The sequence below is a fragment of the Streptomyces sp. 11-1-2 genome, from assembly GCF_003595545.1.
Taxonomy (GTDB): domain Bacteria; phylum Actinomycetota; class Actinomycetes; order Streptomycetales; family Streptomycetaceae; genus Streptomyces; species Streptomyces hygroscopicus_B.
This window is the reverse complement of record NZ_CP022545.1, coordinates 1848735-1872543: the sequence shown is the minus strand read 5'-3', so window position 1 is coordinate 1872543 and position 23809 is coordinate 1848735. Positions and strand designations below refer to the sequence as shown.

The following is a 23809-nucleotide window of genomic DNA, read 5'->3' as shown; positions in this document are numbered from 1 at the left end:
CAGCCCCGTCAGTGTGGTGCCTTCACGTGGCACCGTCTGACGCGGGGCTCCGGAATTCCTCGCAGGGGGCGTCCGAGCCGTTTGTCAGATGGTGGCGGCGGGTGCGTGGAAGTAGTGGCCCTTGTCGAGGTCTTCGAGGAGGCCGGGGCGGGTCGGCTGCCAGTCGAGCAGTTCGCGGGTCAGGGTGTTCGTCGCCGGGGCGTCCGTGCCCAGGAAGCCGCCCAGCCAGGTGAAGTGCTCGGCCGCGGTCTCGGGGGCCACGGAGGTGACCGGGACGTCGAGGTGGCGGCCGATCACCTCGGCGATGTCGCGGATGGTGACGCCCTCCTCCGCGGTGCCGTGCAGCACCGATCCCGCCGGGGCCTTCTCGACCGCCAGGCGGAACAGCCGTGCGGCGTCGAGCCGGTGGACGGCCGGCCAGCGGTTGGCGCCGTCGCCGATATAGCCGGAGACGCCCTTGGCCCGGGCGGTGGCGACCAGAACCGCCATGAAGCCCGGGTCTCCTTCGCCGTGGCAGGTCGGGGCGAGGCGCACCACGGAGGAGCGCACGCCGCGTGTGGCGAGGGCGAGCACCGCCTGGGCGGTGGCCGATCGGATCGAGGCCGGCGAACCGTCGATCGTGGGGGTGGTCCGCTCGGTCGCCACCCGTCCGGGCGCGAGGCCGGCCAGGCCGCCGGCGAGGACGAAGGGGCGGTCGGTGCCGGTCAGTGCGTCGCCGAAGGTGTCGACGGCGCGGCGGTCGGCCTCGGCGGCGCCCTGGAAGTCGCCGGTGAAGGCGATGTCGTGCTTGAAGGCGAGGTGGATCACCCCGTCCGAGGCGATGGCCGCGTCCCGCAGGATGTCGAGGTCGTCGACGGTGCCGCGGACGACCTCGGCCCCGGCCGTGGTGAGCGCGGCGGCGGAGGCGTCGGAGCGGGCGAGCCCGAGGACCTGGTGTCCCGCGTCGAGGAGGTCGGGAACGAGGGCGGAGCCGAGCCAGCCGGACGCGCCGGTCACAAAGATGCGCATGGGGAACCCCAGACCGTGTTGATGTCAGTTACTGTCATCGACACTACACCTGATGTCATGGACTGTCATCGCGTAAGATCGGCGTATGGGTAGGTGGCAGCCGGACGCGCGGGGACGCATGGCGCAAGCGGCGCTCGAGCTGTACAGCGAGCGCGGGTACGAGCAGACCACCGTGGCGGAGATCGCCAGACGGGCGGGGCTCACGGAGCGGACCTTCTTCCGGCACTACGCGGACAAGCGCGAGGTGCTGTTCGCCGGCTCCGGTGAGCTGGAGGAACTGTTCGTGCGGGCGGTCGCCGAGGCCCCGGAGTCCGCGGCGCCGATCGACGCGCTGGGGGTGGGCCTGGACGCGGTCTCCGAGCTGTTCGAAGACCGCCGCGCGTTCGCGCGCGAGCGCCAGGCCGTGATCATGGCGAACGCGGAACTCCTGGAGCGCGAGCTGATCAAACTCGCCTCGCTGTCGGCCGCGCTCGCCGACACCCTGCGCCGGCGCGGCGTCGTGGAGCCGACCGCGAGCCTGGCCGCGGAGGCGGCCCTCGCCGTCTTCAAGGTCGGCTTCGAGCGCTGGGTCCAGGTGTCCGAGGAACGCGGGATGTCACAGGTGATGCGCGAATCCCTGGACGAGCTCAAGGCCGTGACCGCGGGCGCCTGACCGGCGCACCGGCGGCCCCGGCGGCTTGGAGAGCGAGCGATGAGGTGGTCGGCGACCGGGCCGGGTCAGACCGTGGACAGGTCGATGGCCCGGTCGATGTCGTCGGGCCGCAGCACCCGCAGGATGCCTTCGAGCAGGTAGTAGTCGGCGTACGGGAGCGAGATCTCGATGCCGTCCTCGCTCGGCCGATTGCGGGTGCAGCGCGCCACGACCGCATCGGCGCGGGTCGACTTCCTGGTCAGACAGGTCTCCGACAGCGCGGTGAGCAGCTTCAGCGCCTCCTCGCGGTAGCGCGGTTCGCCGGTCGCCCGCGACAGGTCGAGCAGACCGCAGGCCATGACCGCCCCCGCGGAGGCGTCCTTGATGTCGTGGGGCGCTTGCGGCGCGAGATAGTCCCACACCGGCACATGGTCCGGGCTGAGCGCGCCCAGGGCGAAGTCGGCGAGTTTCCGCGCGGTGGTGAGGAATTCCCGGTGGCCGGTTCGGCGGTAGATCGTGGTGAATCCGTAGATCCCCCATGCCTGCCCCCGTGACCAGCAGGAGGACGGGCTGTAGCCCTGTACGGTGCCCGGGCCGAGGGGAGCGCCGGAGGCCGGGTCGAAGTCGTAGACATGCGGGGTCGACCCGTCCGGACGGGGGAAGTTCCGCTGGGTGGTTCTCGCGTGTTCCACGGCGATGTCGAGGTACTTCCCGTCCCCGGTCTGGCTGCTCGCGAACGCCAGCAGATCGAGGTTCATCATCGTGTCCATGGTGACCCGGCCCGCGTTCGCCGGATCGTTGAGCGCTCCCCAGGCCCGGATGAAACGGCCCTGCGGGTTGTACCGCCGGATCAGCGAGGAGGCCGCCCGTATCGCGCCCGTCCGCCACGTGTCATCGCCGGTGAGCCGCCACGCGGTGACCCAGGAGGGGGTTGGCAACTGCTCGTCCGGGAGCGTGCGTAGGGCCGGTTTATCTCGATCGTGTGATGGTCGGCTTCTGGCCTTGCGGCGCCACGGGCGGGTCGGGTTAGCGTGGCTGTGCGATCTGGGACGCCGAGTGCGGTGTCAGCGTGCGGGGCCCCTGCTCCACCAGAGTGATGGTTCAGGGCCTCCCCGTCGCCTCTGGCCGCACCCACATGGCCAGGTCGTGAGGGACTCCGCCCACCCGGCTCGGAGCACGGACGCGATCCGTGTCGCCGTCCGGGACGTGAAAGCGGACGACCAGTGCGCCCAAAACCGTTCGGGGCGTGCCAGTGAGCGGACTCTCCCGCCCACTGCCCAGGAACGGTAGAAGAGGAATCCGAGGTCGTGGCATCAGTGCCCGTCCTTCACGAGGGGGGAATCCGACAACGACATGCGGTGCGGGTACGTCAGTCGCCTGTGGGGCGCGGGCGAGGTTCGCGCCCCACAGGCGGCCTGCTGGGGTGGGCCGGTCAGCCGGGAGGATCAGGGATAGTCGGTCACGTTCGCGACGTTGCTGCCCGCGTCCGAGGGGCCTCCCGTGCCATTGATGACATGGTTGATCGTGCCGGTGCCGCCGAGCGAGACGGTGACCATGTCGTGGAATTTCACATCCGGGGTCTGGGGGACCTCGAAGGCGTGCTCGGCGGTGACGGACTTGTTGGTGTTGAAGAAGCAGTAACTGCCCAGGCCCCACGCCTCATGGCGCTTGACCGAGTCGGCCACCTTGTAGGCGGCGTATCCCTTGGTGGAGCCGTTCATCCAGGCGTCCTGGTTCGGCGGGTCGTAGGGCATCTCGTTCTGGTAGAAGTACGTGCGGCCACCCTCGCCGTTCCAGGTGGTCTGGTGCTTCTGGTAGTGCTCCACGAACAGGCCGTACATGGTCACGTCGTCGCCGTTGACGACGAGCCCCTGGTCGGCCGTGTTGGAGTCCCAGCCGACGCCGTCACCGTGGTCGGCGCGCCAGATCCACGTGTGGTCGCCGATCACGTTCGAGCTGTTGACCACCAGGCTCGTGGACGCCTTGCCTACGCCCGCGCCGCCGACCCGGAAGAACACATCGTGCAGCGAGGTGGGGTTGTCGGCGTGGCTCGCGGACGAGCCCTTGGGGCCGACCTCCATCAGCGTCTCGGAGTTCTCGGTGCCCGCGTCGATGAGCAGGCCCGCGAGCTTGACGCCGTCTACGTCGGCCACCGTCATCGCCGAGACCCCGTCGTCGGGAATCAGCGTGGCCAGCCCCAGGCCCAGCACGACGGTGTCGGGACGGGTCACCTTCAGCGGCGCGTCCAGGTGGTAGACCCCCGGGGTGACGAGCAGGTGCTTGCCCGCGTCCAGCGCCGCGTTCATCTCCTCGGCCGTGTCACCCGGCTTCACGATGAAGAAGTCGTCCAGCGGGATCGATGTGCCCTTCGGCGCACCGGAGGACCAGGACGTGCCCGTAGAGTCCTTGCGCACGTCCGGCGCGAACACCTTGTACGCGCCATCGTCGTCGACGTACAGGAACGGCTTCTCACGGGACACGGGTGTCTTGTCGACCCGCGTGTACGGCGGGTTGGGGAAGTTCCCGGCCGGGGCGTTCCGCGCGCCGACGAACACCATGTTCCAGTTGGAGCCGGTCCAGCTGCCCCATTCGGTGTTGCGGGAGAGCCACTGCTGCTGTGAGCCGGACCGCACCTGCCCGTCGATCTTGGTGTCGGCCAGCAGACCGCCGCTGGACCAGCCGCCGTCGTCGAGCTGCAGATCGCCCTTCAGATGCATGCGGCGGTACGGGGCGGCCTGCGATACGGCCCAACGGTCCGCTCCGCCGTCCGGGTTGACGGCGAGGTTCTCGGCGTCGCGCCAGAAGTTCTGCGTGGCGTTGCCGTCGAACCAGTCGGCCTCGGCGTGCACCTGGCCGTTGATGGTGGTGTCGTCGGGCGACAGGCCCAGGCCCGCCACCTGGGTGTAGAAGCCGATGTTGGCCTTGACGTCGTAGGAGCCGGGCTTGAACAGCAGGGCGTGCCGGGCCTGGCCGAACTGGTTCTTCTCCTGCTCGCCGAAGACCGAGTCGAGCTTGCCCTGGATGTCCTGGGCGGACATGGACGGGTCGAAGATCTGCACATTGGGACCGAGGTCCGGTTCGGCGTCCGCGCCGTGCGCCGCCGGTACGGTCAGCGCCGCCGCGGCGGCCCCGGCCAGCGCGGCGAACGCGGCGGTCCAGCCGGCGGTACGGCGGCGTCCGCGACGCCCGCGCCCGGTGGTGTCGTTCGTCATGGTGGTGTGTCTCCCTCAGCCCTGGTACCGGGCGAATATTCCGGTGAACTGCCAGGGCTCCTGGGCGACTCCGGAGCAGGTGTCGCCGTTCGGGTAGGCGCCGGGGCAGGGACGGTCCCGGTTGACGGACCAGAAGGAGAGCCGCGACAGGTGGTGCTGGGAGGCGTAGTCCAGGATCGTCTCGAAGTCGTCGGTGGAGACGGTCTCGTTGACGTCGGTGATGCCGTTCATCGAGGACAGGCCGCTGTGCCGGTAGGCGTCGTCGTCGCTGTAGCCGTAGGCGCCCTTGACGGCGTTCTTCAGACCGTCGGTGGCCTGCTTGGTCAGCTCGCCCATGTTCTGGCCCTCGCCGCCGAAGTCGAACGGCATGATGGTCCAGCTATCGGCCTCGAAGCCGGATTCGGCGGCCCGGCGGATCATGCTGTCGTCGGGGCCGTTCTGATCGCTGGGGAAGGTGACGTAGGTGAGCAGCCCCGGATTGTCGGCTTTCACCTGCTTCAGGGCGTCGATCGTCTTCTGCTGGACGGCCGGGTCGTTGTAGGCGTCGCCCTCGATGTCGATGTCGATGGCCTTGAGACCGTAGGCGTCGATGACCTTCTGGTAGGCCCCGGCGAGGGCCTTCGCGTCGGCGCAGGACTGCTCCAGCTTGGCGCCGCTCGCGCCGCCGAAGGACGGTACGACATCGCCGCCCTTGGCCCGTACGGCCTTCACGGTCTGCTCGTCGGCCCCGCCGGTCAGCGGGCGGCTGCCGTCCCACTGCGGGGAGCAGTTGCCCGAGTCGAGGACGAAGGCGAGGGTGAACCAGCTGACGCCGGTGGCGTCCATCACCTCACCCGGGTCCGGCGGGTTGCCCCATCCGTTGTACAGGTAGGGGGCCACGGCGGCGGGTGCGGCGGACGCCGCGGTGGGGGCTTGGCCGGGGCTTTCGGCCCAGGCGGCCGCGGTCGTGCTCGCGACGGCGGCCACGGCGGCCACGGCCAGGGCGGTCCGCCGCCGGCCGCGGCGGTGCGCGCGGTCCTGGGCGGTGAATTCTTCGCGGTGGTTCATGTGGGGGGATGCCTTCCTCAGACGCGGACGGGCCCCGGCAGCGGGCATGCCCGTCGGACAGGCGCCGCCGCAGCCCGCGACATGCGGTTTTCGGCCGGAAGGACACGGCCGGACTCTCGGCCCATATATTTCGGGAGTTGAACGCGTCCCGTCAATAGGTCCGCACCAATGAAGTGACGTGCCTTCAAGGAGCGAACTCGCACGCCACGCCGCGCCGATGAACACCTCAGCCGTCGGCCGAACGCGGCGTGTCCACGAGTGCGGGGATCCGGCCGTGGATGTCCTCGAGCAACCTCAGCATGGCCATGCGGAAGATCTCGGCCTGGTGGTCTCCGATGAAGGAGGTGTGCCCGAACACCTCCAGTACGACGAGGCCGTGCATATGTCCCCACGCGCTCAGCAGGAGAGCGGCCGCGGGCGGCGGCAGCGCTTCCGGGTCGTCCCCTCGCACCTGTTCCAGGAGTGCCCGGAGCGAGGACGAGAACGCGGGGGTGTCGGCCGCGGCGAGTTGCGCCGTGGTGAACCCACCGAACAACTCGCGCTCGAAGATCGCGCTCATCCGGCGCGTCGCCTGGGTGGTCGGGCCCTCGACGGGTGCCGCGTAGTCCCGCAGCGGCGTTCCGTAGAGGAGCTGGAACCGCTCGGGGTGGGCGATGGCCCAACGGCGGTAGCCCTCGGTCGCGACCACCAGGCGTGGCAGGCCCGGGTGGTCCGCAGCGGTGTCGATCGCTGCCTGCACGGCATCGGCCAGGTCGTCGTAGGCCTTGGTGATGAGCTCGGTGACGAGGGCCTCCCGGCTCGGGAAGTAGTGGTAGAGCGCCTGCACGGTCATTCCGAGGCTGCGGGCGACCGCGCGCAGGGACAGGGCCGCGGGGCCGTGTTCGGTGATATGGCGCTCGGCGGCGTCCAGGATCTCCCGGGTGGCGGCGGCCCGGCGTCGCTGACGCAGGGAGGGCGGGGCCGTTGTGCGTTCGGCTACGGACATGCGGTGACCGTACGACGGCAACTCCGGTGGGTCATCGGAAAATTGAGCACTGTTAGGGAAATCTCACACTGCCAAAGACCGGGCCTCCTCACTTAACGTCGTTGCGGCGACGAAGAGTGCGAAACCGACCCCGCACGTGGTTCTGACGGGCGAGGAGCCTCCGCACGGCACCGCGCCGGCCCCCTCATGCCACCGGGCTGCTTCACGTCGTTTTTCACCGCAAGGAACAAAGGAGATCGTGCGTGTTTGAACGCATAGCCGAACTGGCGATTCGCCGGTCCCGGCTGGTACTCGTCGTCGCCGTCGTGGCGGTGGCCCTCATGGGCGCCGCGGGATCCGGCGCGTTCACCAAGTTGCTGGGGGGCGGCTTCGACGACCCGGCCTCCCAGTCCACCCGCGCCGGGAAGGTCATCGACGAGAAGTTCGGCGGCGAGACCAACCTGGTCCTGCTGGTCCGTGCCACCGACGGCCGCATCGACACCCCGGCCGCCAGGCAGAGCGGCCGGAGTCTGGTGGCCGACCTCAAGGACGAGAAGAACCTGGCGAACATCGTCTCGTGCTGGGACACGGGCAGCGCCGACCTCCGCTCCCGGGACCGCCGCGAGGCCATGGTCCTCGCCCATGTGAAGGGCGACGAGACACAGCAGCAGGAAAACGCCCGGGACATCCTCGACGCCTACAGCGGGCCGTACAAGAACACACTCACCGTGCAGGCCGGAGGCGGGGCCGCGGTGGGCGGCGACATGTCGCAACAGGTGGTCGACGACCTCGTCCTGGCCGAGACCATCGCCGTACCACTGACCCTCGTGCTGCTCCTGTTCGTCTTCGGCAGCGTGGTCGCGGCCTTGCTGCCGCTGGCCATCGCCCTCATCGCCATCATGGGCTCGTTCGCCCAGCTCTCCTTCCTCGGCAGCGTCACCGACGTCTCCGTCTCCGCCACCAACCTCACCACGGCCCTGGGCCTCGGACTGGGCATCGACTACGCCCTGCTGATGATCAGCCGCTTCCGGGAGCAGCTCGCGGCGGGGGTGGGCGTGGACGACGCCGTCCGGCAGACGGTCAACACCGCGGGCCGCACTGTCGCGTTCTCGGCCGCGACCGTGGCCGCCGCGCTCGCGGCGCTCCTGGTGTTCCCGCAGTACTTCCTGCGCTCGTTCGGCTATGCGGGGGTCGGTGTGGTCGCTCTCGCGGCCATCGGCACCCTGTTCGTGATGCCGGCCCTGTTCGTCGTCCTGGGGCACCGGGTCAACAGCGGGCGGCTGCCGTGGGCGAAGCCGGGGCGCACCGGCGCTCGGGCATCCCTGTGGGGGCGGCTGGCCCGCACCGTCATGCGGCGGCCCGCGCTCACCGCGCTGGCCGTGCTCGCGGTCCTGCTGCTGGCGGCGAGCCCACTGTTGGGGATCACCTTCGGCACACCGGACGAACGTGTCCTGCCCGAGGGCGCCGAGAGCCGTCAGGTCGCCGCGGCACTGCGGGAGAACTTCAACGGCAGCGACGACGCGGCCCTCCACGTCGTCATCGACCAGCCACTGAACAAGGCCCCGTTGGCCGCCTACGCGGCCCAACTGTCCCGGCTCGAGGGCGTCGTCCGCGTCGATACCAGTGCGGGAACCTACGCCGAGGGAGGCTCCACGGCGGCGGGCCCCGGCAACGCCGCCCTCGGCCGCCCCGACGCGCAGCGGATCAGTGTGGTGAGCTCCTTGCCACCCCGGTCGGACGAGGCCCAGAGCCTGGTCGACGAGGTGCGGGCGGTCACTCCGCCCGGCGGATCGCGGCCCCTGGTGGGCGGGGTCGACGCCGAACTGGTCGATTCCAAGGACTCCATCAGCGGCCGGCTCCCGATCGCCGTGGCCCTGGTCGCCCTCACCACCTTCGTCCTGCTCTTCCTGTTCACCGGCAGTGTCGTGCAGCCGCTGCGTGCCCTGGCCCTCAACGTGATCAGCCTGGGAGCGACCCTCGGCGTCATGACATGGATCTTCCAGGACGGGCACTTCTCCTCCCTGCTCGGCTTCTCGGCGCAGCCGATGGAGGTGTCGATGACCGTGCTGATGTTCTGCATCGCCTTCGGCCTCTCGATGGACTACGAGGTGTTCGTCACCAGCCGGATCAAGGAACTCCACGACCTGGGCGAGGACAACGAGTCCGCCGTGGCCAACGGTCTTGGGCACACGGGACGCATCGTCACCGCGGCGGCCTGCCTGCTCGCGGTGAGCTTCTTCGCCTTCGGCACCTCCAAGATCAGCTTCATGCAGATGTTCGGCCTGGGCAGCGGGCTGGCCATCCTCATCGACGCCGTCGCCGTACGCGGTGTCCTCGTCCCCGCCGCGATGCGTCTGCTGGGCCGCTCGGCCTGGTACGCGCCCGGCTTCCTCCGCAAGATCCACGGACGGTTCGGCCTCAGCGAAGGCGGCCCCGCGCCCGTGGCCGCGCCGGGGTCCGCCGCGGAGCCGCCGTACGCGGAGCACTCGACGCGCGTCTGACGTCGTGCGACCGCGCCCCGCTGTGCCCGCCTCCACTCCACGGGAGGCGGGCACGGGCGTTGACGGGCAGCGCGGCGCCGCGCCACCGACCGGGGAGAACTGGCCGGGGAGAACCGGCCGGGGACAACTCCCGCCCCCGGTCGGGAAGTTGGCGTCTCAGATGGCCGCGCGGATGGCCCGTTCGAAGCCCTCGACGTGGTTGCCGGCGAGCTGTGCCGCCTTGTCGGGGTCACCGGCGACGATCGCGTCGATCAGCGGTCCGTGCTCTTCGACATGGCCGGCCACATCGGACAGGCGGTCGATGAACAGGCACCAGATGCGCGTGGCCAGATTGTCGTGGCGGACGAGGGTGTCCTCCAAATACGGGTTGTGCGTGGCCGCGTAGATGGCGCGGTGGACCTGAAGGTCCAGGTGCATGAGGTCGGCGGCGGCGTGCCCGCGCGGATCCGCGCTCTCCAGCTCCCGCCGTAGGGCCGTCAGCGTCGCACGGTCGGTGGCGGTGGCGCGCCGCGCGGCCCGGGCGGCGGCCAGGGGCTCCAGCTCCTGGCGCACCTCCGAGATATGGGCCAGGTCGGTGATGTTGACCTCGGTGGCGAAGGTGCCGCGCCGGGGGTAGGTGGTGATGAGGCGCTCGTACTGGAGCCGCTTGAGCGCTTCGCGCACCGGCGTCCGCCCGACGCCGAGGGACTGTGCCAGCTGGTCCTCGTTGATCGGCGCGCCCGGGCGGATCTCGAGCATGACCAGACGGTCCCGGATGGCGCGGTAGGCGCGCTCGGCGAGGGAGAGCTCCTCGCCGTCCCCGGGCTCGGTCGCCACGTTCCGCATGAGGCCCCCTTGACCTGTCCGGCGAGCTCCCATACCTTACCGCACAGGCTGATATATCAGTTGCCGATCAGTGGTCCAGTAGTTCGCCTCCCAGGATGGTGCGCACATGGCAGCGAACCCGCCCACCGAGGTCACCACCCCTCTCTCCGTCCCGCTCAGCGAACTCGACCCGGAGGTCGCCGCCGCGGTCGACGCCGAGCTGCACCGGCAGCGGTCCACCCTCGAGATGATCGCTTCGGAGAACTTCGCCCCGGCCGCCGTCATGGAGGCCCAGGGCTCGGTCCTGACCAACAAGTACGCCGAGGGCTACCCGGGCCGCCGCTACTACGGCGGCTGTGAACACGTCGACGTCATCGAGCGGTTGGCCATCGCCCGGGTGACGGAACTCTTCGGCGCCGAGGCCGCGAACGTGCAGCCGCACTCGGGCGCCCAGGCCAACGCGGCCGCCATGTTCGCGCTGCTGCGGCCCGGCGACACGATCCTCGGCCTCGACCTCGCGCACGGCGGGCATCTGACCCACGGCATGCGCATCAACTACTCCGGCAAGCTGTACAAGGCCGTGCCGTACCACGTGCGCGAATCCGATCTGCGCATCGACATGGACGAGGTCGAGCGGCTCGCGCTCGCCCACCGGCCCAAGATGATCGTCGCCGGCTGGTCGGCCTACCCCCGCCGGCTGGACTTCGCCGCGTTCCGGCGGATCGCCGACGAGGTGGGCGCGTATCTGATGGTGGACATGGCGCACGTCGCCGGGCTGGTGGCCGCGGGCCTCCACCCGAGCCCGGTGCCGTACGCCGATGTCGTGACGACCACCACGCACAAGACCCTCGGCGGCCCGCGCGGCGGGGTGATCCTCAGCCGTGCCGACCTGGCCAAGAAGATCAACTCCGCGGTCTTCCCGGGGCAGCAGGGCGGCCCGCTGGAGCATGTCATCGCGGCCAAAGCGGTGGCCTTCAAGTTGGCGGCGGGCGAGGAGTTCGCGGAGCGCCAGCGGCGCACCCTGGACGGCGCCCGCATCCTCGCCGGACGGCTGCTGGCCGACGATGTGGCCGAGGCCGGGATCACGGTGCTGACCGGCGGCACCGAGGTCCATCTGGTCCTGGTCGATCTGCGCGCCTCCGCGCTCGACGGGCAGCAGGCCGAGGACCGGCTGCACCGCGTCGGCATCACCGTCAACCGCAACGCGGTGCCGTTCGACCCCCGTCCGCCGATGGTCTCCTCCGGGCTGCGGACCGGCACCCCGGCCCTGGCCACCCGGGGCTTCGGCACGGCGGAGTTCCGGGAGGTCGCCGACATCATCGCGCAGGCCCTGATGGACGAGCGGCTCGGCGACGAGCGCACAGGCCTGCTGCGTGACCGGGTCGAAAAGCTCGCCACCGCGTTCCCCCTCTATCCCCGGCTGCCCCACCCGCCCCACCCGCCCCGCCCGAACGGAGCCGCGGCATGACCGCCACGCCGCTGCCGGAGCATCCGGACTTCCTCTGGCGCACCCCCGAGCCGCGCTCCTCGTACGACGTCGTCATCGTCGGCGCGGGAGGCCACGGCCTGGCCACCGCCTACTACCTCGCCCGGAACCACGGCATCACCAACGTCGCCGTCCTGGAGAAGGGCTGGCTGGCCGGTGGCAACATGGCACGCAACACCACGATCATCCGCTCGAACTACCTGTGGGACGAGAGCGCGGCGATCTACGAGCACGCGCTGGGGCTGTGGGAGCGGCTCCCGGAGGAGCTGGACTACGACTTCCTGTTCAGCCAGCGCGGCGTCCTCAACCTCGCACACACCCTCCAGGACGTCCGCGAGGGCGTGCGCCGGGTGGGCGCCAACCGACTCAACGGAGTCGACGCCCAGTGGCTGGAGCCGGACGAGGCCGCCAAGGTCTGCCCCATCCTCAACGTCTCGCCCCGCACCCGCTATCCGGTCCTCGGCGCCACCTTCCAGCCGCGGGCCGGTATCGCCAAGCACGACCATGTTGCCTGGGCGCTGGCCCGCCGGGCGGACGAGCTGGGCGTGGATCTGATCCAGGGGTGCGAGGTCACCGGCTTCCTCAAGGACGGCGACCGGGTGGTGGGCGTCGAGACCAGCCGTGGCCGCATCCTCGCCGGCCGGGTCGGTCTCGCGGCCGCCGGGCACAGCAGCGTGCTGGCCGAGCGGGCGGGCGTGCGGCTGCCGGTGCAGTCCCATCCGCTCCAGGCGCTCGTCTCCGAACTGCACGAACCGGTCCACCCCACCGTGGTGATGTCCAACCACGTGCACGTGTACGTCTCGCAGGCACACAAGGGCGAGCTGGTGATGGGCGCGGGCGTCGACGCCTACAACGGCTATGGGCAGCGCGGTTCGTTCCATGTGATCGAGCGGCAGATGGCCGCCGCCGTCGAGCTGTTCCCCGTCTTCGCCCGCGCGCATGTGCTGCGGACCTGGGGCGGCATCGTCGATGTCACACCGGACGCCTCCCCGATCATCGGCACCACCCCCGTCGAGAACCTCTACGTCAACTGCGGCTGGGGCACCGGCGGGTTCAAGGCCACCCCGGCCGCCGGGTGGACCTTCGCCCACACCATCGCCACCGGCGAGCCGCATCCGCTGAACGCCCCCTTCGCCCTCGAACGCTTTACGACGGGCGCGTTGATCGACGAACACGGCGCCGCGGCCGTGGCCCACTGAGGAGGACATCGTGCTGCTGATCAGTTGCCCATGGTGCGGTCCTCGCGACGAGACCGAGTACCACTACGGGGGACAGGCCCACGTCCCCTACCCCGGAAACCCCGCGGACCTCACCGACGAGGAGTGGGCCGCGTACGTCTTCTACCGCGACAACCCCAAGGGGCCCTTCGCCGAGCGGTGGATGCACGGCACCGGCTGCCGCCGCTGGTTCAACGTCCTGCGCGACACCGTGAGTTACGAAGTGCTGGCCGCCTACCGACTCGACGAGCCCCGTCCCGAGCTCCCCGGCCGGGCGGATATCCACCAGCCCGCCGAACCGGCCGGAGGCAACCGATGACCGACCAGCGATTCCGGCTCGCGCACGGAGGCCGCGTCGACCGCGGCACCGTGCTGCGCTTCACCGTCGACGGCCGGGAGATGACCGGGCACCCCGGAGACACCGTCGCCTCGGCGATGCTGGCGAACGGGCGCGTCGAGGCCGCTCCGTCGATCTACCGCGGACGCCCGCGCGGCATCGTCGCCGCGGGTCCTGAGGAGCCCAACGCCCTGTTGCGGATCGACGGCCCCTGCTCCGAGGGCATGCTGCCCGCCACGACGGCAGAGCTGTACGACGGCCTGTCCGCCACGACGCTGTCCGGGATGGGGCGGCTCGACCCGAGTCCCGACCCCGCCGGTTACGACAAGAAGTACGTCCACACCGATGTTCTGGTCGTCGGCGCCGGACCGGCCGGGCTCGCGGCCGCCGCCGCTGCCGCGGGCTCCGGCGCCCGGGTGATCCTCCTCGACGACCAGCCCGAGCCGGGCGGTTCGCTGCTCTCCGGGCGCACCGACAGGGTCGGCGGGCAGACCGCCCTGGAGTGGGTCGCCGAAGTGCGCGCGGCCCTCGACGCCGCCCCCGAGGCCGTCGTCCTGCGGCGCACCACGGCGTTCGGCAGTTACGACGACAACTACGTACTGGCCCTGGAGCGGCGCACCGACCACCTCGGCGCCGACGCCCCCGAGCCGTCCGCAGGGGTCTCGCGGCAGCGGCTGTGGCATATCCGGGCCCGCCAGGTGGTCCTGGCGACCGGTGCCCACGAGCGTCCGCTGGTCTTCGCGGGCAACGACCGGCCCGGGGTGATGCTCGCCGGGGCCGTGCGCTCGTACCTCAACCGATATGCGGTGGCGCCGGGTTCGCGGGCGGTGGTGGTCACGACGAATGACAGCGCCTATGACACGGCGGCCGATCTCCACGCCGCCGGGATCGACATCGCCGCCGTCGTGGACGCGCGGCCCGAGCTGTCCCGCCGGGCCGCCGAGGTCGCCGTGGCGAGTGGGGTGCGGGTGCTGACGGGCAGTGCGGTGGTCGACACCGCGGGCGGGAACCGGCTCACCGGTGTCACCGTCCAGGCCCTGGACGCCGAGGGCCAACTCACCGGTGAGGCCGGGTCGTTCGACTGCGACCTGCTGGCCGTCTCGGGCGGCTGGAGCCCGGTGGTGCACCTGCACAGCCAGCGCCAGGGCACGCTGCGCTGGGACGAGGACCTGGTCGCCTTCGTCCCCGACGGCACCGTACGGGACCAGCACATCGTCGGCGCGGCCCGCGGGACGTACGACCTCGACGGCTGTCTCGCCGAAGGGGCGCGGGCCGGTGCGCGGGCCGCGACGGACGCCGGGTTCCCGGTGGCCGCGCCCGAACCGCCGTCCGGCGACGCGCGGCACCGGGCAGCGGCGGGCCCGGTGCGCGCACTGTGGCTGGTGCCCGGTCCCGGCCCCGGCCCCGGTCCCGGTCCCGGTCCCGGCCCCGGTCCCGGTCCCGGTCCCGGCCCCGGTCCCGGCCCCGGGCCCGAGGGCGAACCCGCCACCTGGCACACCCACTTCGTCGACCTGCAGCGCGATGTCACCGTCGCCGACGTCTGGCGGTCCACCGGCGCCGGTATGCGCAGTGTCGAGCACATCAAGCGCTACACCTCGCTCGGCACGGCGGGGGACCAGGGCAAGACCTCCAACGTCAATGCGATCGGCGTGATCGCCGAGGCCCTCGGCGCGGGCGCGTCACCCGGGCAGATCGGCACCACGGGCTACCGGGCGCCGTACACGCCGGTGGCCTTCGCCGCCCTGGCCGGGCGTGAGCGCGGCGAGCTGTTCGATCCGGAGCGCACGACCTCCATCCACCCCTGGCACCTCGCCCACGGGGCGGTGTTCGAGGACGTCGGGCAGTGGAAGCGTCCCCGGTACTACCCCCGGCCCGGCGAGGACATGGACACGGCCGTGGCCCGCGAGTGCCGCGCGGCCCGGGAGGGGGTGGCGTTCATGGACGCCTCCACCCTCGGCAAGATCGAGATCTGGGGCGCGGACGCGGGTGAGTTCCTCAACCGGATCTACACCAACGCCTTCAAGAAGCTGAAGCCCGGCATGGCCCGCTACGGCGTGATGTGCAAGCCCGACGGGATGATCTTCGACGACGGTGTGACGCTGCGCCTCGAGGAGAACCGCTACTTCACGACCACCACGACCGGCGGCGCCGCCGCCGTCCTGGACTGGCTGGAGGAGTGGCTGCAGACCGAATGGCCCGAGCTCGATGTCCACTGCACCTCGGTGACCGAGCAATGGGCGACGATCGCGGTCGTCGGCCCCCAGTCGCGCGAGGTCGTGGCCCACCTCGCCCCCGAGATCGACCTATCGAACGAGACCTTCCCGTTCATGGCCTTCCGCGAGACCACCCTGGCCTCCGGCATCCCCGCCCGCATCTGCCGCATCTCCTTCTCCGGCGAACTCGCCTACGAGATCAACGTATCCGCGTGGTACGGCCCGGCGGTCTGGGAGGAGGTGTCCGCGATCGGCCGGCCGTACGACATCACCCCGTACGGCACCGAGACCATGCACGTCCTACGGGCCGAGAAGGGGTACATCATCGTCGGCCAGGACACCGACGGCACCGTCACCCCACAGGACGCGGGCATGTCCTGGGTGGTCTCGAAGCGCAAGGACTTCATCGGCAACCGCTCGTACTCCCGCGCCGACACCTCCCGCACCGACCGCAAGCAGTTGGTCGGCCTGCTGCCGAGCGATCGGCAGACCCGGCTGCCCGAGGGCACGCAGCTCATCGCGCCGAACGTGCCTCTCACCCCCGGGACCGGGCCGGTGCCGATGCTCGGCCATATCACCTCCAGCTACCACAGCCCGGCCCTCGGCCGCCCCTTCGCCCTCGCGCTCGTCGCCGACGGGCGGGCACGGATCGGCGAGACCCTCCTCGCCCCGGTGGGCGAGGATCTGGTGCCCGTCCTGGTGGCCGACACCGTCCTCTACGATCCCGAAGGGACCCGGCGAGATGGCTGAGCCGACGAACGCCGCAGGGGCAGACGCAGGCGCAAGCGCGGGCCCGGTGGCGCTGCGCACCAGCCCCCTGGCACATCTGGCGGAGCGGATGCACACCGCCACCGTCACCGGCCCGCGTGGAGTCACGCTGACCGAGTGGCCGTTCAGCACCATGGTGAATCTGCGCGTCGACCCCGCCTCCGCAGCGGCCGACCGCATCGAGAAGTCCCTGGGGGCGCCACTTCCGCGGCAGTGCGGCCACACCACCGCATCGGATTGCCACACGGTTCTCTGGCTCGGCCCCGACGAATGGCTCGCGCTGTCCCGGGCCGACGGGACCGATGGGGTCGACGGGACCGCCGTGGCCGCCGAGTTGCGGGCGGCACTCGGAGCGGATCCGGGCTCGGTCGTGGACGTCTCGGCGAACCGCACCACGCTGGAGCTGAGCGGCCCGGCCGCTCGGCAGGTGCTGGAGAAGGGCTGCCCGCTGGACCTGCACCCCCGGGCCTTCGGCCCCGGCCACGCGGTGTCGACCACGGTGGGGCCCGTCGCGGTGCTGCTCTGGCAGGTCGACGGCGCCCCGACCTACCGGCTCTTGCCTCGGTCCTCGTTCGCCGACTATCTGGCGCGCTGGCTCATCGACGCGATGAGCGAGTACCGCGGCCCGGAACCGCCCTGATGGGGTGGGCCGCGTTCGATGTACTCGGTCACCACCGTCGCGGTGTCACCGCGCATCCGGGTGTACGGGCGAGAGCCGGTAGGTGTTCTCGTGGATGATCACACGGCCGGCGGTGGGCGGCGGGAAGTGGGTGCCGAGCAGGAGCGTGTCCGTACCGGCGAGGGAGCCGAGGAGTTCGCGGCGGGTGGCCTCGGACTGCTCGGGGGCGATGTCGACGCATGAGCCGATGGCGGGGTGGGCGAGCTGGACGGGGTGGTGGATGCAGTCGCCGGTGATCAGCGCCGTCTGGTCACGGCTGGTGAGCTGGAGGGCGATGTGGCCGGGGGTGTGGCCGGGCGTGGGGATCAGCCGCAGCCCGGGGGCGACCTCGGTGCCCTCGGCCAGGACGTCGACCAGGTCGAGCAGTCCCGCTTCCTCGATCGGGGTCACGGAGTCACGGAACATCTGCGCGCGCGGTTCGTCCATGTCGTAGCCCGCCCAGAAGTCCCGTTCGGCGCGGGAGGTGAGGTAGCGGGCATGGGGGAAGGTGGGCACCCATGAGCCGTCCACCTCGTGGGTGTTCCAGCCGACGTGGTCGGTGTGCAGATGGGTGAGGATCACCATGTCGATGGATTCCGGGGGGAATCCGGCGGCGGCCAGCCGCTCCAGGTAGTCGGTGTGCAGATCGTGCCAGGCGGGGTTGGCCCGTGTCTTGCCGTTGCCGATGCCGGTGTCGACGAGCACCTTCAGCCCGCTCATCTCGAAGACGAAGCTGTGGCTGTCGATGCGCAGGATGCCCTCCTGATCGGCGAAGTCCGGGCGCAGCCAGTCCTCTCGCGTGACCACGTCCGTGGTGGCGTCGGGCAGCAGCCACGGCCCGGTCCGCGGCGGCAGGAGCACCTCGTCGATGCGGTGGACGGTGATGTCGCCCACGGTCCAGAAGGGGATGCCGATGCTGTGCGCTGTGTGCATGGTCCGTCGTTTCCTCGATCTATGGCGGGCGGGCTTGATCTGGCGCCGTGACGCGGTGAGTGCCGCCACCGCCGCGGCGGCGAGGACGGCGGCGCTGGACAGGGGACTCCTTCCCGCTAAAAGCGACACATTTGCTTTAAGGGACTGTAGGCCCTACGGTCGGCTAAAGCAATCCGTTAGCTTTTGTTTCGGGGTTGCCGGAGATCGCCGGGGTCACTCCTCCCGGGGTCGCTCCGCCTCTCCGACCCACGAGGGAGACGCCATGTCCGCTGCTGAACTCACCCCTCCGGAAGCGGCCCGCTGGGCCGCCCGGGCCGGGCTTCCACTGCCGCCCGAACGCCACGCCGCGGCGGCGGCCACCGCCAACCACATCCACTCGGTCGTCGCCGTCCTGCGCGAACTCGACTTCGGCGACACCCCGCCCGCCCCCGCCTACCGTGCGCGAGAGGAGCAGCACGATGCAGCCGTATGAACTGTCCCTCACCGCGGCCGCCGACGCGATCCGGGCCGGGCGGCTGTCCCCGGTCGAGCTGGTGGACTCCGTCCTGGAACGCGTCGAGCGGCTGGAACCCCACCTGAACGCCTACGCCACGGTGACCGCCGAGCAGGCGCGCCACGCGGCACGCGAGGCCGCGGACGACATCGCGACCGGCCGTTCGCGCGGCCCGCTGCACGGCATCCCCATGGGGCTGAAGGACCTGATCGACGTCGCGGGCGTGGCCACCACCGCCAGCTCCCGGGTCCGCGCCGACCGCCGCGCGCAGGCGGACAGCACGGTCGCCGCCCGCCTCGGCGCGGCCGGCGCGGTCCTGGTCGGCAAGACCCACACCCATGAGTTCGCCTACGGGCTGACCACCCCGCAGACCCGCAACGCCTGGGACACCGGCCGGGTCGCAGGCGGCTCCAGTGGCGGATCCGCCGTGGCCGTCGCCGCGGGCGCCGCGACTTTCGCGCTGGGCACCGACACCGGCGGATCCATCCGGGTCCCCGCCGCGCTCAACGGGGTCGTCGGCCTCAAGCCGACCTACGGCCTCGTCCCCCGCCACGGCGTCACCTCCCTGTCCTGGTCGCTGGACCACGTCGGGCCCCTGACCCGTACCGTCGAGGACCAGGCCCTGGTCCTGGCGGCCCTGGCCGGACACGACCCCCGCGACCCCGCCTCCCTGGCCGCCCCCGCGCAGGACTACCGTCCCGGCGCGGGCGAGGACCTGACCGGACTGCGCGTCGGCGTGCCGCGCAACTACTACTTCGAGCACGTCGATACGGAGGTGGAAGCCGCGGTCCGGCAGGCCGTCGACCGGCTTCAGGCCCTCGGCGCACGCCTGGTCGAGGTCGAGATCCCCATGACCCGCTACATCCAGGCCACTCAGTGGGGCCTGATGGTGCCGGAGGCGACCGCCTACCACGAGCGCACCCTGCGTGCGGTGCCCGAGCTGTACCAGGTGGACGTGCGCACCCTGCTCGAAGCCGGGGAACTGATGCCCGCCGGGGACTATCTGCGCGCCCAGCGCTCCCGGACGCTGATGCGCCAGGAGTGGGCGCGCGTGCTGGCGGACGTCGACGTCATCGTCGCCCCGACGGTCCCGGCGACCGCGGCGAAGGCCGACCAGGAGACAATCACCTGGGCGGACGGCACCGTCGAAGCCGTCTCCGACGCCTACGTACGCCTCTCGGCCCCCGCCAACCTCACGGGAGTGCCGTCGCTGTCCGTCCCGGTCGGCCACGACACGGCGGGCCTGCCGATCGGCATGCAACTGCTGGGACGGCCCCTCGGGGAGAAGGTGCTCCTGCGGGTCGGCCACGCCTACGAACAGTCCCGGCCGACCCGCGTGCTCGCACCGGCGGCCTGACGGCGGCCTGGGGCGCACGGGCCGGGGCGCACCACTGTCTAGAAGCAAGAAATTTGCTTTAAGGTGGAGGGATGAGCAGGCAGATGGTGCGCCCCGGCGGGCGCAGCGCCCGGGTCCAGGCATCGGTGCACACCGCCGTACGCGAACTCGAAGCCGAGGTGGGCCGCGACGCCCTGACCGTGCCGCTGGTCGCCCAGCGCGCCGGGGTCACCCCGTCCACGATCTACCGCCGTTGGGGAGACCTCACGGAGCTGCTGTCGGATGTGGCGGTCGAGCGGCTGCGGCCCGACACCGCACCCAAGGACCACGGCGCCCTGGCGTCCGACCTGGCGGCCTGGGCCGAGCAGTTCCTCGACGAGATGGGCTCCCCCGCCGGCCGTGCCTACATCCGCGACGCCCTGCTCGGCGACCCCGACGGCACCAACGCCGGCCAGTGCTCGGCCTACGCCGCCGACCAGGTCGACCTCATCCTGGCCCGCGCGACCGAACGCGGGGACGACACCCCCGAGGTCGAGACGGTCATCGACCGCATCGTCGCCCCGCTGATGTACCGCATCCTCTTCCGCCCCGCCGGACTCGACGCCGCCTATGCTCGCGGACTCGTGGCGGGGCTCCTCGGTCAGGGCGGCCGTTGACCGGGTGACCGCGCAGGCGGGCGCCCGTCGTGCTGGTCGCGGCCCTCAACGCATGGTGTGCCCCCAACAATCCTTACTCGGCCGTGCCTTCGGGCGGGAGCTGCGCGGGGTAGGGCTCGCCGAAGTCGGCCGAGCGGCTGACCTTCTCCCAGGCGGTCGCCTCGGCAAGTTGGTGCTGGGAGTAGTCCCGCGCCATGGTCGTCGCGTTCACGCCCAGCGGGAGATGGCTCGGAACCTGGTCGCGGTGGACGGCCCGCACGATGATCTCGGCGGCGCGCTGAGGATCCCCGGCCGCTCCGCCCGCGCTCTGCCGCACCAGCCGGTTCATCGCCCCGACGGTCTCGTCGTAGGCGTCGGGGATGGGGTGGACCGTCATGGAGGAACCGGCCCAGTCGGTGGCGAAGCCGCTCGGCTCGACGACCATGACGCGCACGCCGAACGGTGCGGTCTCCACGGCGAGGACCCGGCTGAAGCCGTCGACCGCGAACTTGGCCGCCTGGTAGGAGGCGATGCCCGGCGATCCGCCGACCCGCCCGCCGATCGAGGAGATCTGCACGACGGTGCCGGCTCCCTGCTGGCGCAGGGTCGGGAGCGCGGCCTTGGTGACGTTGTAGACGCCCCAGAAGTTCGTCTCGAACTGGGCGCGGAAGTCGTCGTCGTCCGATGTCTCGATGGGTGACACATTCGCGTATCCCGCGTTGTTCACGAGCACGTCGATACGCCCGAAGCGGGCGAGCGCCGCCTCGACGGCCTCCTGCGCCGCCTCTGGACGCGTGACGTCCAGCGCGACGGGATGGACGCGGTCGCCGTACTCGCTGAATGCCTCGGCGAGGGCCTTGGGGTCGCGGGCGGTGGCCACGACGTGATCACCGGCCGCGACGGCGGCGGTGACCAGGGCGCGGCCGAGGCCGCGGGATGAACCGGTGATGAACCAGACCTGTTGCTTCATGCCGTTAGTACAACACCGTTCTCTTAATAATGCAACGCCGTTGCCTTACGAGTTCCTATGATGTGAGGCATGACGACGCCTGCCTTCCAACGTGCCCGCAGTACCCAGGCCAAGCAGGCACGGGAAGAGGCGATCCTGGACGCGGCCCGTACGCTCGGCCATCAGCGCGGGGTCCGGGACGTCACCCTCACCGACATCGCCGCGGCCGTGGGGATGCACAAGTCGGCCCTGCTTCGCTACTTCGAGACGAGGGAGCAGATCTTCCTGCTGCTCACCGCGGAAGGCTGGCGGCAGTGGTCCGCCGACCTGCGCGGCGATCTCGAAGGGAGGGCACATGCGACGCCCAGGGAGGTTGCCGAGGTCGTCGCCGCCACGCTGGCGGCTCGGCCGATGTTCTGCGACCTGCTGGCACAGGCGCCGTTGAACCTTGAGCGCAATGTCTCGATCGACTCGGTGCGCGCCTTCAAACTGGTGACGCTCAAGGAGATCGAGCTGATCGACGGCGAACTGCGACGACTGCTCGGACTGACCGAGTCGCAGACCGTCGACCTGGTCGCCGCGGCGACCAGCATGGCCGGGGCCCTGTGGCAGATGGCCACCCCCGGCCCGCGCCTGCGGGAGCTCTACGAGACCGACCCCCGGCTCGGCCACGCCGTCGTCGAGGTGGAACCCCGCCTGCGCCGCGTCCTCGCCGCCTTCCTCACCGGAATCGACGCGGGCCCCTCCGCGACGGCCCCGGGCGCCACCCCGTAGCCATCCCGCGGCTCTTTGCGAGGCGCTCAGGCTCCGGGCCCGAGGGGCCCGTCGCCCCCGCCCCGGCCCCATGCCACCGTCGTGGTGATCCGGGTGACGCTGGGCCTCCGGGGCACCGAACCGAACCCGAAGCGCACAGGGGGTTCGACGGGCGCCAGCACGCCGAGGTCGGCGCCCTCGAAGACCGCCGACACCGCGTCGATCGGCCTCAGATCCCGCGCGCCGTACCACTCACGGCGACCGCCCCCGGCGCTGCCGCGAGTCCGCACACCGGACAGCAGCAGGCGGGCGGGGAAGTCCAGCAGCGCGCTCCAGGCCGGACGGCGGGCGAGTGCGCCGGGCACGGCACGCAGCAGAAGTCCCAGGGGTCCTCGCCGGCCCATGGTGAAGCGCATGTCCAGTGCCCCGGCCGTGACGGTCCAGGTGCCCGCCTCGACGCCCACGCGGACCGGCACGATGCGCACCGCGTCGAAGGTGTAGGTGAGGGCGATGAAGTCCGCCGTCTCCGGTGTGGGAGCGAGCAGCAGCCGTTCGCCGTCGGCTCGATCGAGCATCACGTCGCTGAACGGCCCGAACGGCGACCGCTCCCAGTGTCCCAGCACGATGCGCGTCCCGGAGGAGGTGCCTGTGCCCGCGATCCATCCGTCGAAGCGCAGTCGCGCGGGGCCGGTGGCCTTGCCGCGTTCTCGGCTCACACCGGGTGGGTCCCCGCCCATCGCCCGCGGAAACGCGCTTCCCACGGACAAGCCCTGAAACCGGTGTGGGGCGCGGGGCCGATCCCGGCGGCCCCGCGCCCCACACCGTGAGGTGTCCGATACGGCTTTAGCCGCCGTAGTAGGCGTCGAAGTTCTTCGCGAACTCGCCGCCGTTGAAGCTGTCCCAGTTGATCGACCAGGCCATCAGCCCGCGCAGGGCGGGCCAGCTCCCGTGGGGCTGATAGCCGCCGCAGTCGGTCTTCTTCGTCAGGCAGTTCAGGGTCTTGGTCACTTCACTGGGCTGGGTGTGGCCGTTGCCCGCGTTGGGGCTCGCGGGCAGACCGATCGCCACTTGGGACGGGTCCAGCGGCGGGAACACGTTGTTGGTGTCGCCCGCGACGGGGAAGCCGGTGAGCAGCATGTCGGTCATCGCGATGTGGAAGTCGGCGCTGCCCATGGTGTGGAACTGGTTGTCGAGCCCCATGATCGGCCCGGAGTTGTAGTCCTGGACGTGCAGCAGGGTGAGGTCGTCCCGCAGTGCGTGAATGACCGGGAGATACGCCCCGGCGCGCGGGTCCTGGCCGCCGAAGGGGCCCGAACCGTAGAACTGGTAGCCCAGCTGCACGAAGAACGTTTCCGGGGCCATGGTGAGGGTGAAGTCGGATCCGTACTTCGCCTTGAGCGACTTCACGGCCGAGATGAGATTGACGATCGCGGGGGTCTTCGGGTTCTTGAAGTCCGTGTCGCCGTCGTCCAGCGACAGCGAGTGGCCCTCGAAGTCGATGTCCAGGCCGTCCAGTCCGTACCGGTCGATGATCTCCCCGACCGACTGGACGAACTTGTCACGGGCGGCGGTGGTGGTGAGCTGCACCTGGCCGTTCTGCCCGCCGATGGATATCAGCACCTTCTTGCCCGCGGCCTGCTTGGCCTTGATGGCGGCCTTGAACTCGTCCTCCGACTCGACGTTCGAGCACTCGGTCTGCGGGCAGAGGCTGAAGCGGATGTCGCCGGAGGTGGTGGAGGTGGGTTCGCCGAAGGCCAGGTCGATGATGTCCCAGCTGTCGGGGACATCGGCCATTCGGGTGTATCCGGAGCCGTTGGCGAAGCTCGAGTGCAGATAACCCACGAGCGCGTGCTCGGGGAGTGCC

General features: G+C 71.0%; 19 protein-coding genes and 2 pseudogenes. 11 read left to right on the top strand and 10 right to left on the bottom strand.

Annotated elements, in window-relative coordinates:
• Nucleotides 1–84: 84 nt before the first annotated feature.
• Entirely contained in the window at nt 85–1008 is a 924-nt protein-coding gene (locus CGL27_RS07465; RefSeq protein WP_119985444.1) for an SDR family oxidoreductase, read from the bottom strand.
• Between the two features lie 85 nt (nt 1009–1093).
• Between CGL27_RS07465 and CGL27_RS07460 the strand changes: the two genes are divergently transcribed.
• Nucleotides 1094–1660: a TetR/AcrR family transcriptional regulator gene (locus CGL27_RS07460; RefSeq protein ID WP_119985442.1), complete on the top strand. Its 567-nt coding sequence runs from the start codon at nt 1094–1096 to the stop codon at nt 1658–1660.
• 65 nt (nt 1661–1725) lie between these two features.
• Here the strand turns inward: CGL27_RS07460 and CGL27_RS07455 are convergent, their stop codons facing one another.
• The 4 genes and pseudogenes from CGL27_RS07455 to CGL27_RS07440 form a co-directional block, all read right to left on the bottom strand.
• Entirely contained in the window at nt 1726–2577 is an 852-nt protein-coding gene (locus tag CGL27_RS07455) for a glycoside hydrolase family 88 protein (protein ID WP_240450384.1), read from the bottom strand.
• Nucleotides 2578–3084: 507 nt separating this feature from the next.
• A complete protein-coding gene (locus CGL27_RS07450) occupies nt 3085–4851 on the bottom strand; it encodes a coagulation factor 5/8 type domain-containing protein (protein ID WP_119985440.1) in 1767 nt (588 codons plus the stop codon).
• Nucleotides 4852–4866: 15 nt separating this feature from the next.
• Nucleotides 4867–5742: pseudogene (locus tag CGL27_RS07445) on the bottom strand (chitinase); the annotation flags it as partial.
• A 382-nt stretch (nt 5743–6124) separates the two neighbouring features.
• Nucleotides 6125–6883, bottom strand: coding sequence for a TetR/AcrR family transcriptional regulator (locus CGL27_RS07440; protein WP_119985436.1), 759 nt, complete (start codon nt 6881–6883; stop codon nt 6125–6127).
• A 242-nt stretch (nt 6884–7125) separates the two neighbouring features.
• Here CGL27_RS07440 and CGL27_RS07435 point away from each other — a divergent pair, with 242 nt between their 5' ends.
• On the top strand, nt 7126–9363 hold the full coding sequence (locus CGL27_RS07435; RefSeq protein ID WP_119985434.1) for an MMPL family transporter: 2238 nt from the start codon (nt 7126–7128) through the stop codon (nt 9361–9363).
• 156 nt (nt 9364–9519) lie between these two features.
• Here CGL27_RS07435 and CGL27_RS07430 read toward each other — a convergent pair whose 3' ends face one another.
• The gene (locus CGL27_RS07430; protein ID WP_078645258.1) at nt 9520–10188 is read right to left on the bottom strand and encodes a GntR family transcriptional regulator; all 669 of its coding nucleotides are present in this window, start codon (nt 10186–10188) and stop codon (nt 9520–9522) included.
• Between the two features lie 106 nt (nt 10189–10294).
• Here CGL27_RS07430 and glyA point away from each other — a divergent pair, with 106 nt between their 5' ends.
• From glyA to CGL27_RS07405, 5 genes are read left to right on the top strand one after another with little or no spacing between them, the layout of a single operon-like run.
• On the top strand, nt 10295–11635 hold the full coding sequence (gene glyA, locus CGL27_RS07425; RefSeq protein ID WP_119985432.1) for a serine hydroxymethyltransferase: 1341 nt from the start codon (nt 10295–10297) through the stop codon (nt 11633–11635).
• Nucleotides 11632–12852 (top strand): sarcosine oxidase subunit beta family protein, encoded by a 1221-nt coding sequence (locus CGL27_RS07420; protein WP_119985430.1) that lies wholly within the window; start codon nt 11632–11634, stop codon nt 12850–12852. The genes glyA and CGL27_RS07420 overlap by 4 nt, the downstream gene beginning before the upstream one ends.
• A gap of 10 nt (nt 12853–12862) precedes the next feature.
• Nucleotides 12863–13189, top strand: a complete 327-nt coding sequence (locus tag CGL27_RS07415; protein ID WP_119985428.1) for a sarcosine oxidase subunit delta — start codon at nt 12863–12865, stop codon at nt 13187–13189.
• Nucleotides 13186–16170: a sarcosine oxidase subunit alpha family protein gene (locus CGL27_RS07410; RefSeq protein WP_119985426.1), complete on the top strand. Its 2985-nt coding sequence runs from the start codon at nt 13186–13188 to the stop codon at nt 16168–16170. Before CGL27_RS07415 ends, CGL27_RS07410 begins: the two co-directional genes overlap by 4 nt.
• Nucleotides 16163–16828: a sarcosine oxidase subunit gamma family protein gene (locus CGL27_RS07405; protein WP_119985425.1), complete on the top strand. Its 666-nt coding sequence runs from the start codon at nt 16163–16165 to the stop codon at nt 16826–16828. Before CGL27_RS07410 ends, CGL27_RS07405 begins: the two co-directional genes overlap by 8 nt.
• 45 nt (nt 16829–16873) lie before the next feature.
• Here CGL27_RS07405 and CGL27_RS07400 read toward each other — a convergent pair whose 3' ends face one another.
• The gene (locus tag CGL27_RS07400; protein ID WP_119985423.1) at nt 16874–17779 is read right to left on the bottom strand and encodes an MBL fold metallo-hydrolase; all 906 of its coding nucleotides are present in this window, start codon (nt 17777–17779) and stop codon (nt 16874–16876) included.
• A 262-nt stretch (nt 17780–18041) separates the two neighbouring features.
• Between CGL27_RS07400 and CGL27_RS07395 the strand changes: the two genes are divergently transcribed.
• The 3 genes from CGL27_RS07395 (at nt 18042) to CGL27_RS07385 (ending at nt 20264) form a co-directional block, all read left to right on the top strand.
• A complete protein-coding gene (locus CGL27_RS07395; protein ID WP_014059066.1) occupies nt 18042–18251 on the top strand; it encodes a hypothetical protein in 210 nt (69 codons plus the stop codon).
• Nucleotides 18238–19629, top strand: a complete 1392-nt coding sequence (locus tag CGL27_RS07390) for an amidase (protein ID WP_119985421.1) — start codon at nt 18238–18240, stop codon at nt 19627–19629. Before CGL27_RS07395 ends, CGL27_RS07390 begins: the two co-directional genes overlap by 14 nt.
• A 71-nt stretch (nt 19630–19700) precedes the next feature.
• A complete protein-coding gene (locus tag CGL27_RS07385; protein ID WP_078645269.1) occupies nt 19701–20264 on the top strand; it encodes a TetR/AcrR family transcriptional regulator in 564 nt (187 codons plus the stop codon).
• 73 nt (nt 20265–20337) lie between these two features.
• Here CGL27_RS07385 and CGL27_RS07380 read toward each other — a convergent pair whose 3' ends face one another.
• On the bottom strand, nt 20338–21213 hold the full coding sequence (locus CGL27_RS07380) for an SDR family NAD(P)-dependent oxidoreductase (RefSeq protein WP_119985419.1): 876 nt from the start codon (nt 21211–21213) through the stop codon (nt 20338–20340).
• 69 nt (nt 21214–21282) lie between these two features.
• On the opposite strand from CGL27_RS07380, the gene CGL27_RS07375 reads away from it, so the two are divergent.
• Entirely contained in the window at nt 21283–21966 is a 684-nt protein-coding gene (locus tag CGL27_RS07375; protein WP_119985418.1) for a TetR family transcriptional regulator, read from the top strand.
• Nucleotides 21967–21992: 26 nt separating this feature from the next.
• On the opposite strand, the gene CGL27_RS07370 is transcribed toward CGL27_RS07375, so the two are convergent.
• Both CGL27_RS07370 and CGL27_RS07365 read right to left on the bottom strand, forming a co-directional pair.
• Nucleotides 21993–22682, bottom strand: coding sequence for a hypothetical protein (locus tag CGL27_RS07370; RefSeq protein ID WP_119985416.1), 690 nt, complete (start codon nt 22680–22682; stop codon nt 21993–21995).
• Nucleotides 22683–22788: 106 nt separating this feature from the next.
• A pseudogene (locus CGL27_RS07365) lies at nt 22789–23805 on the bottom strand (chitinase); the annotation flags it as partial.
• Nucleotides 23806–23809 lie beyond the last annotated feature (4 nt).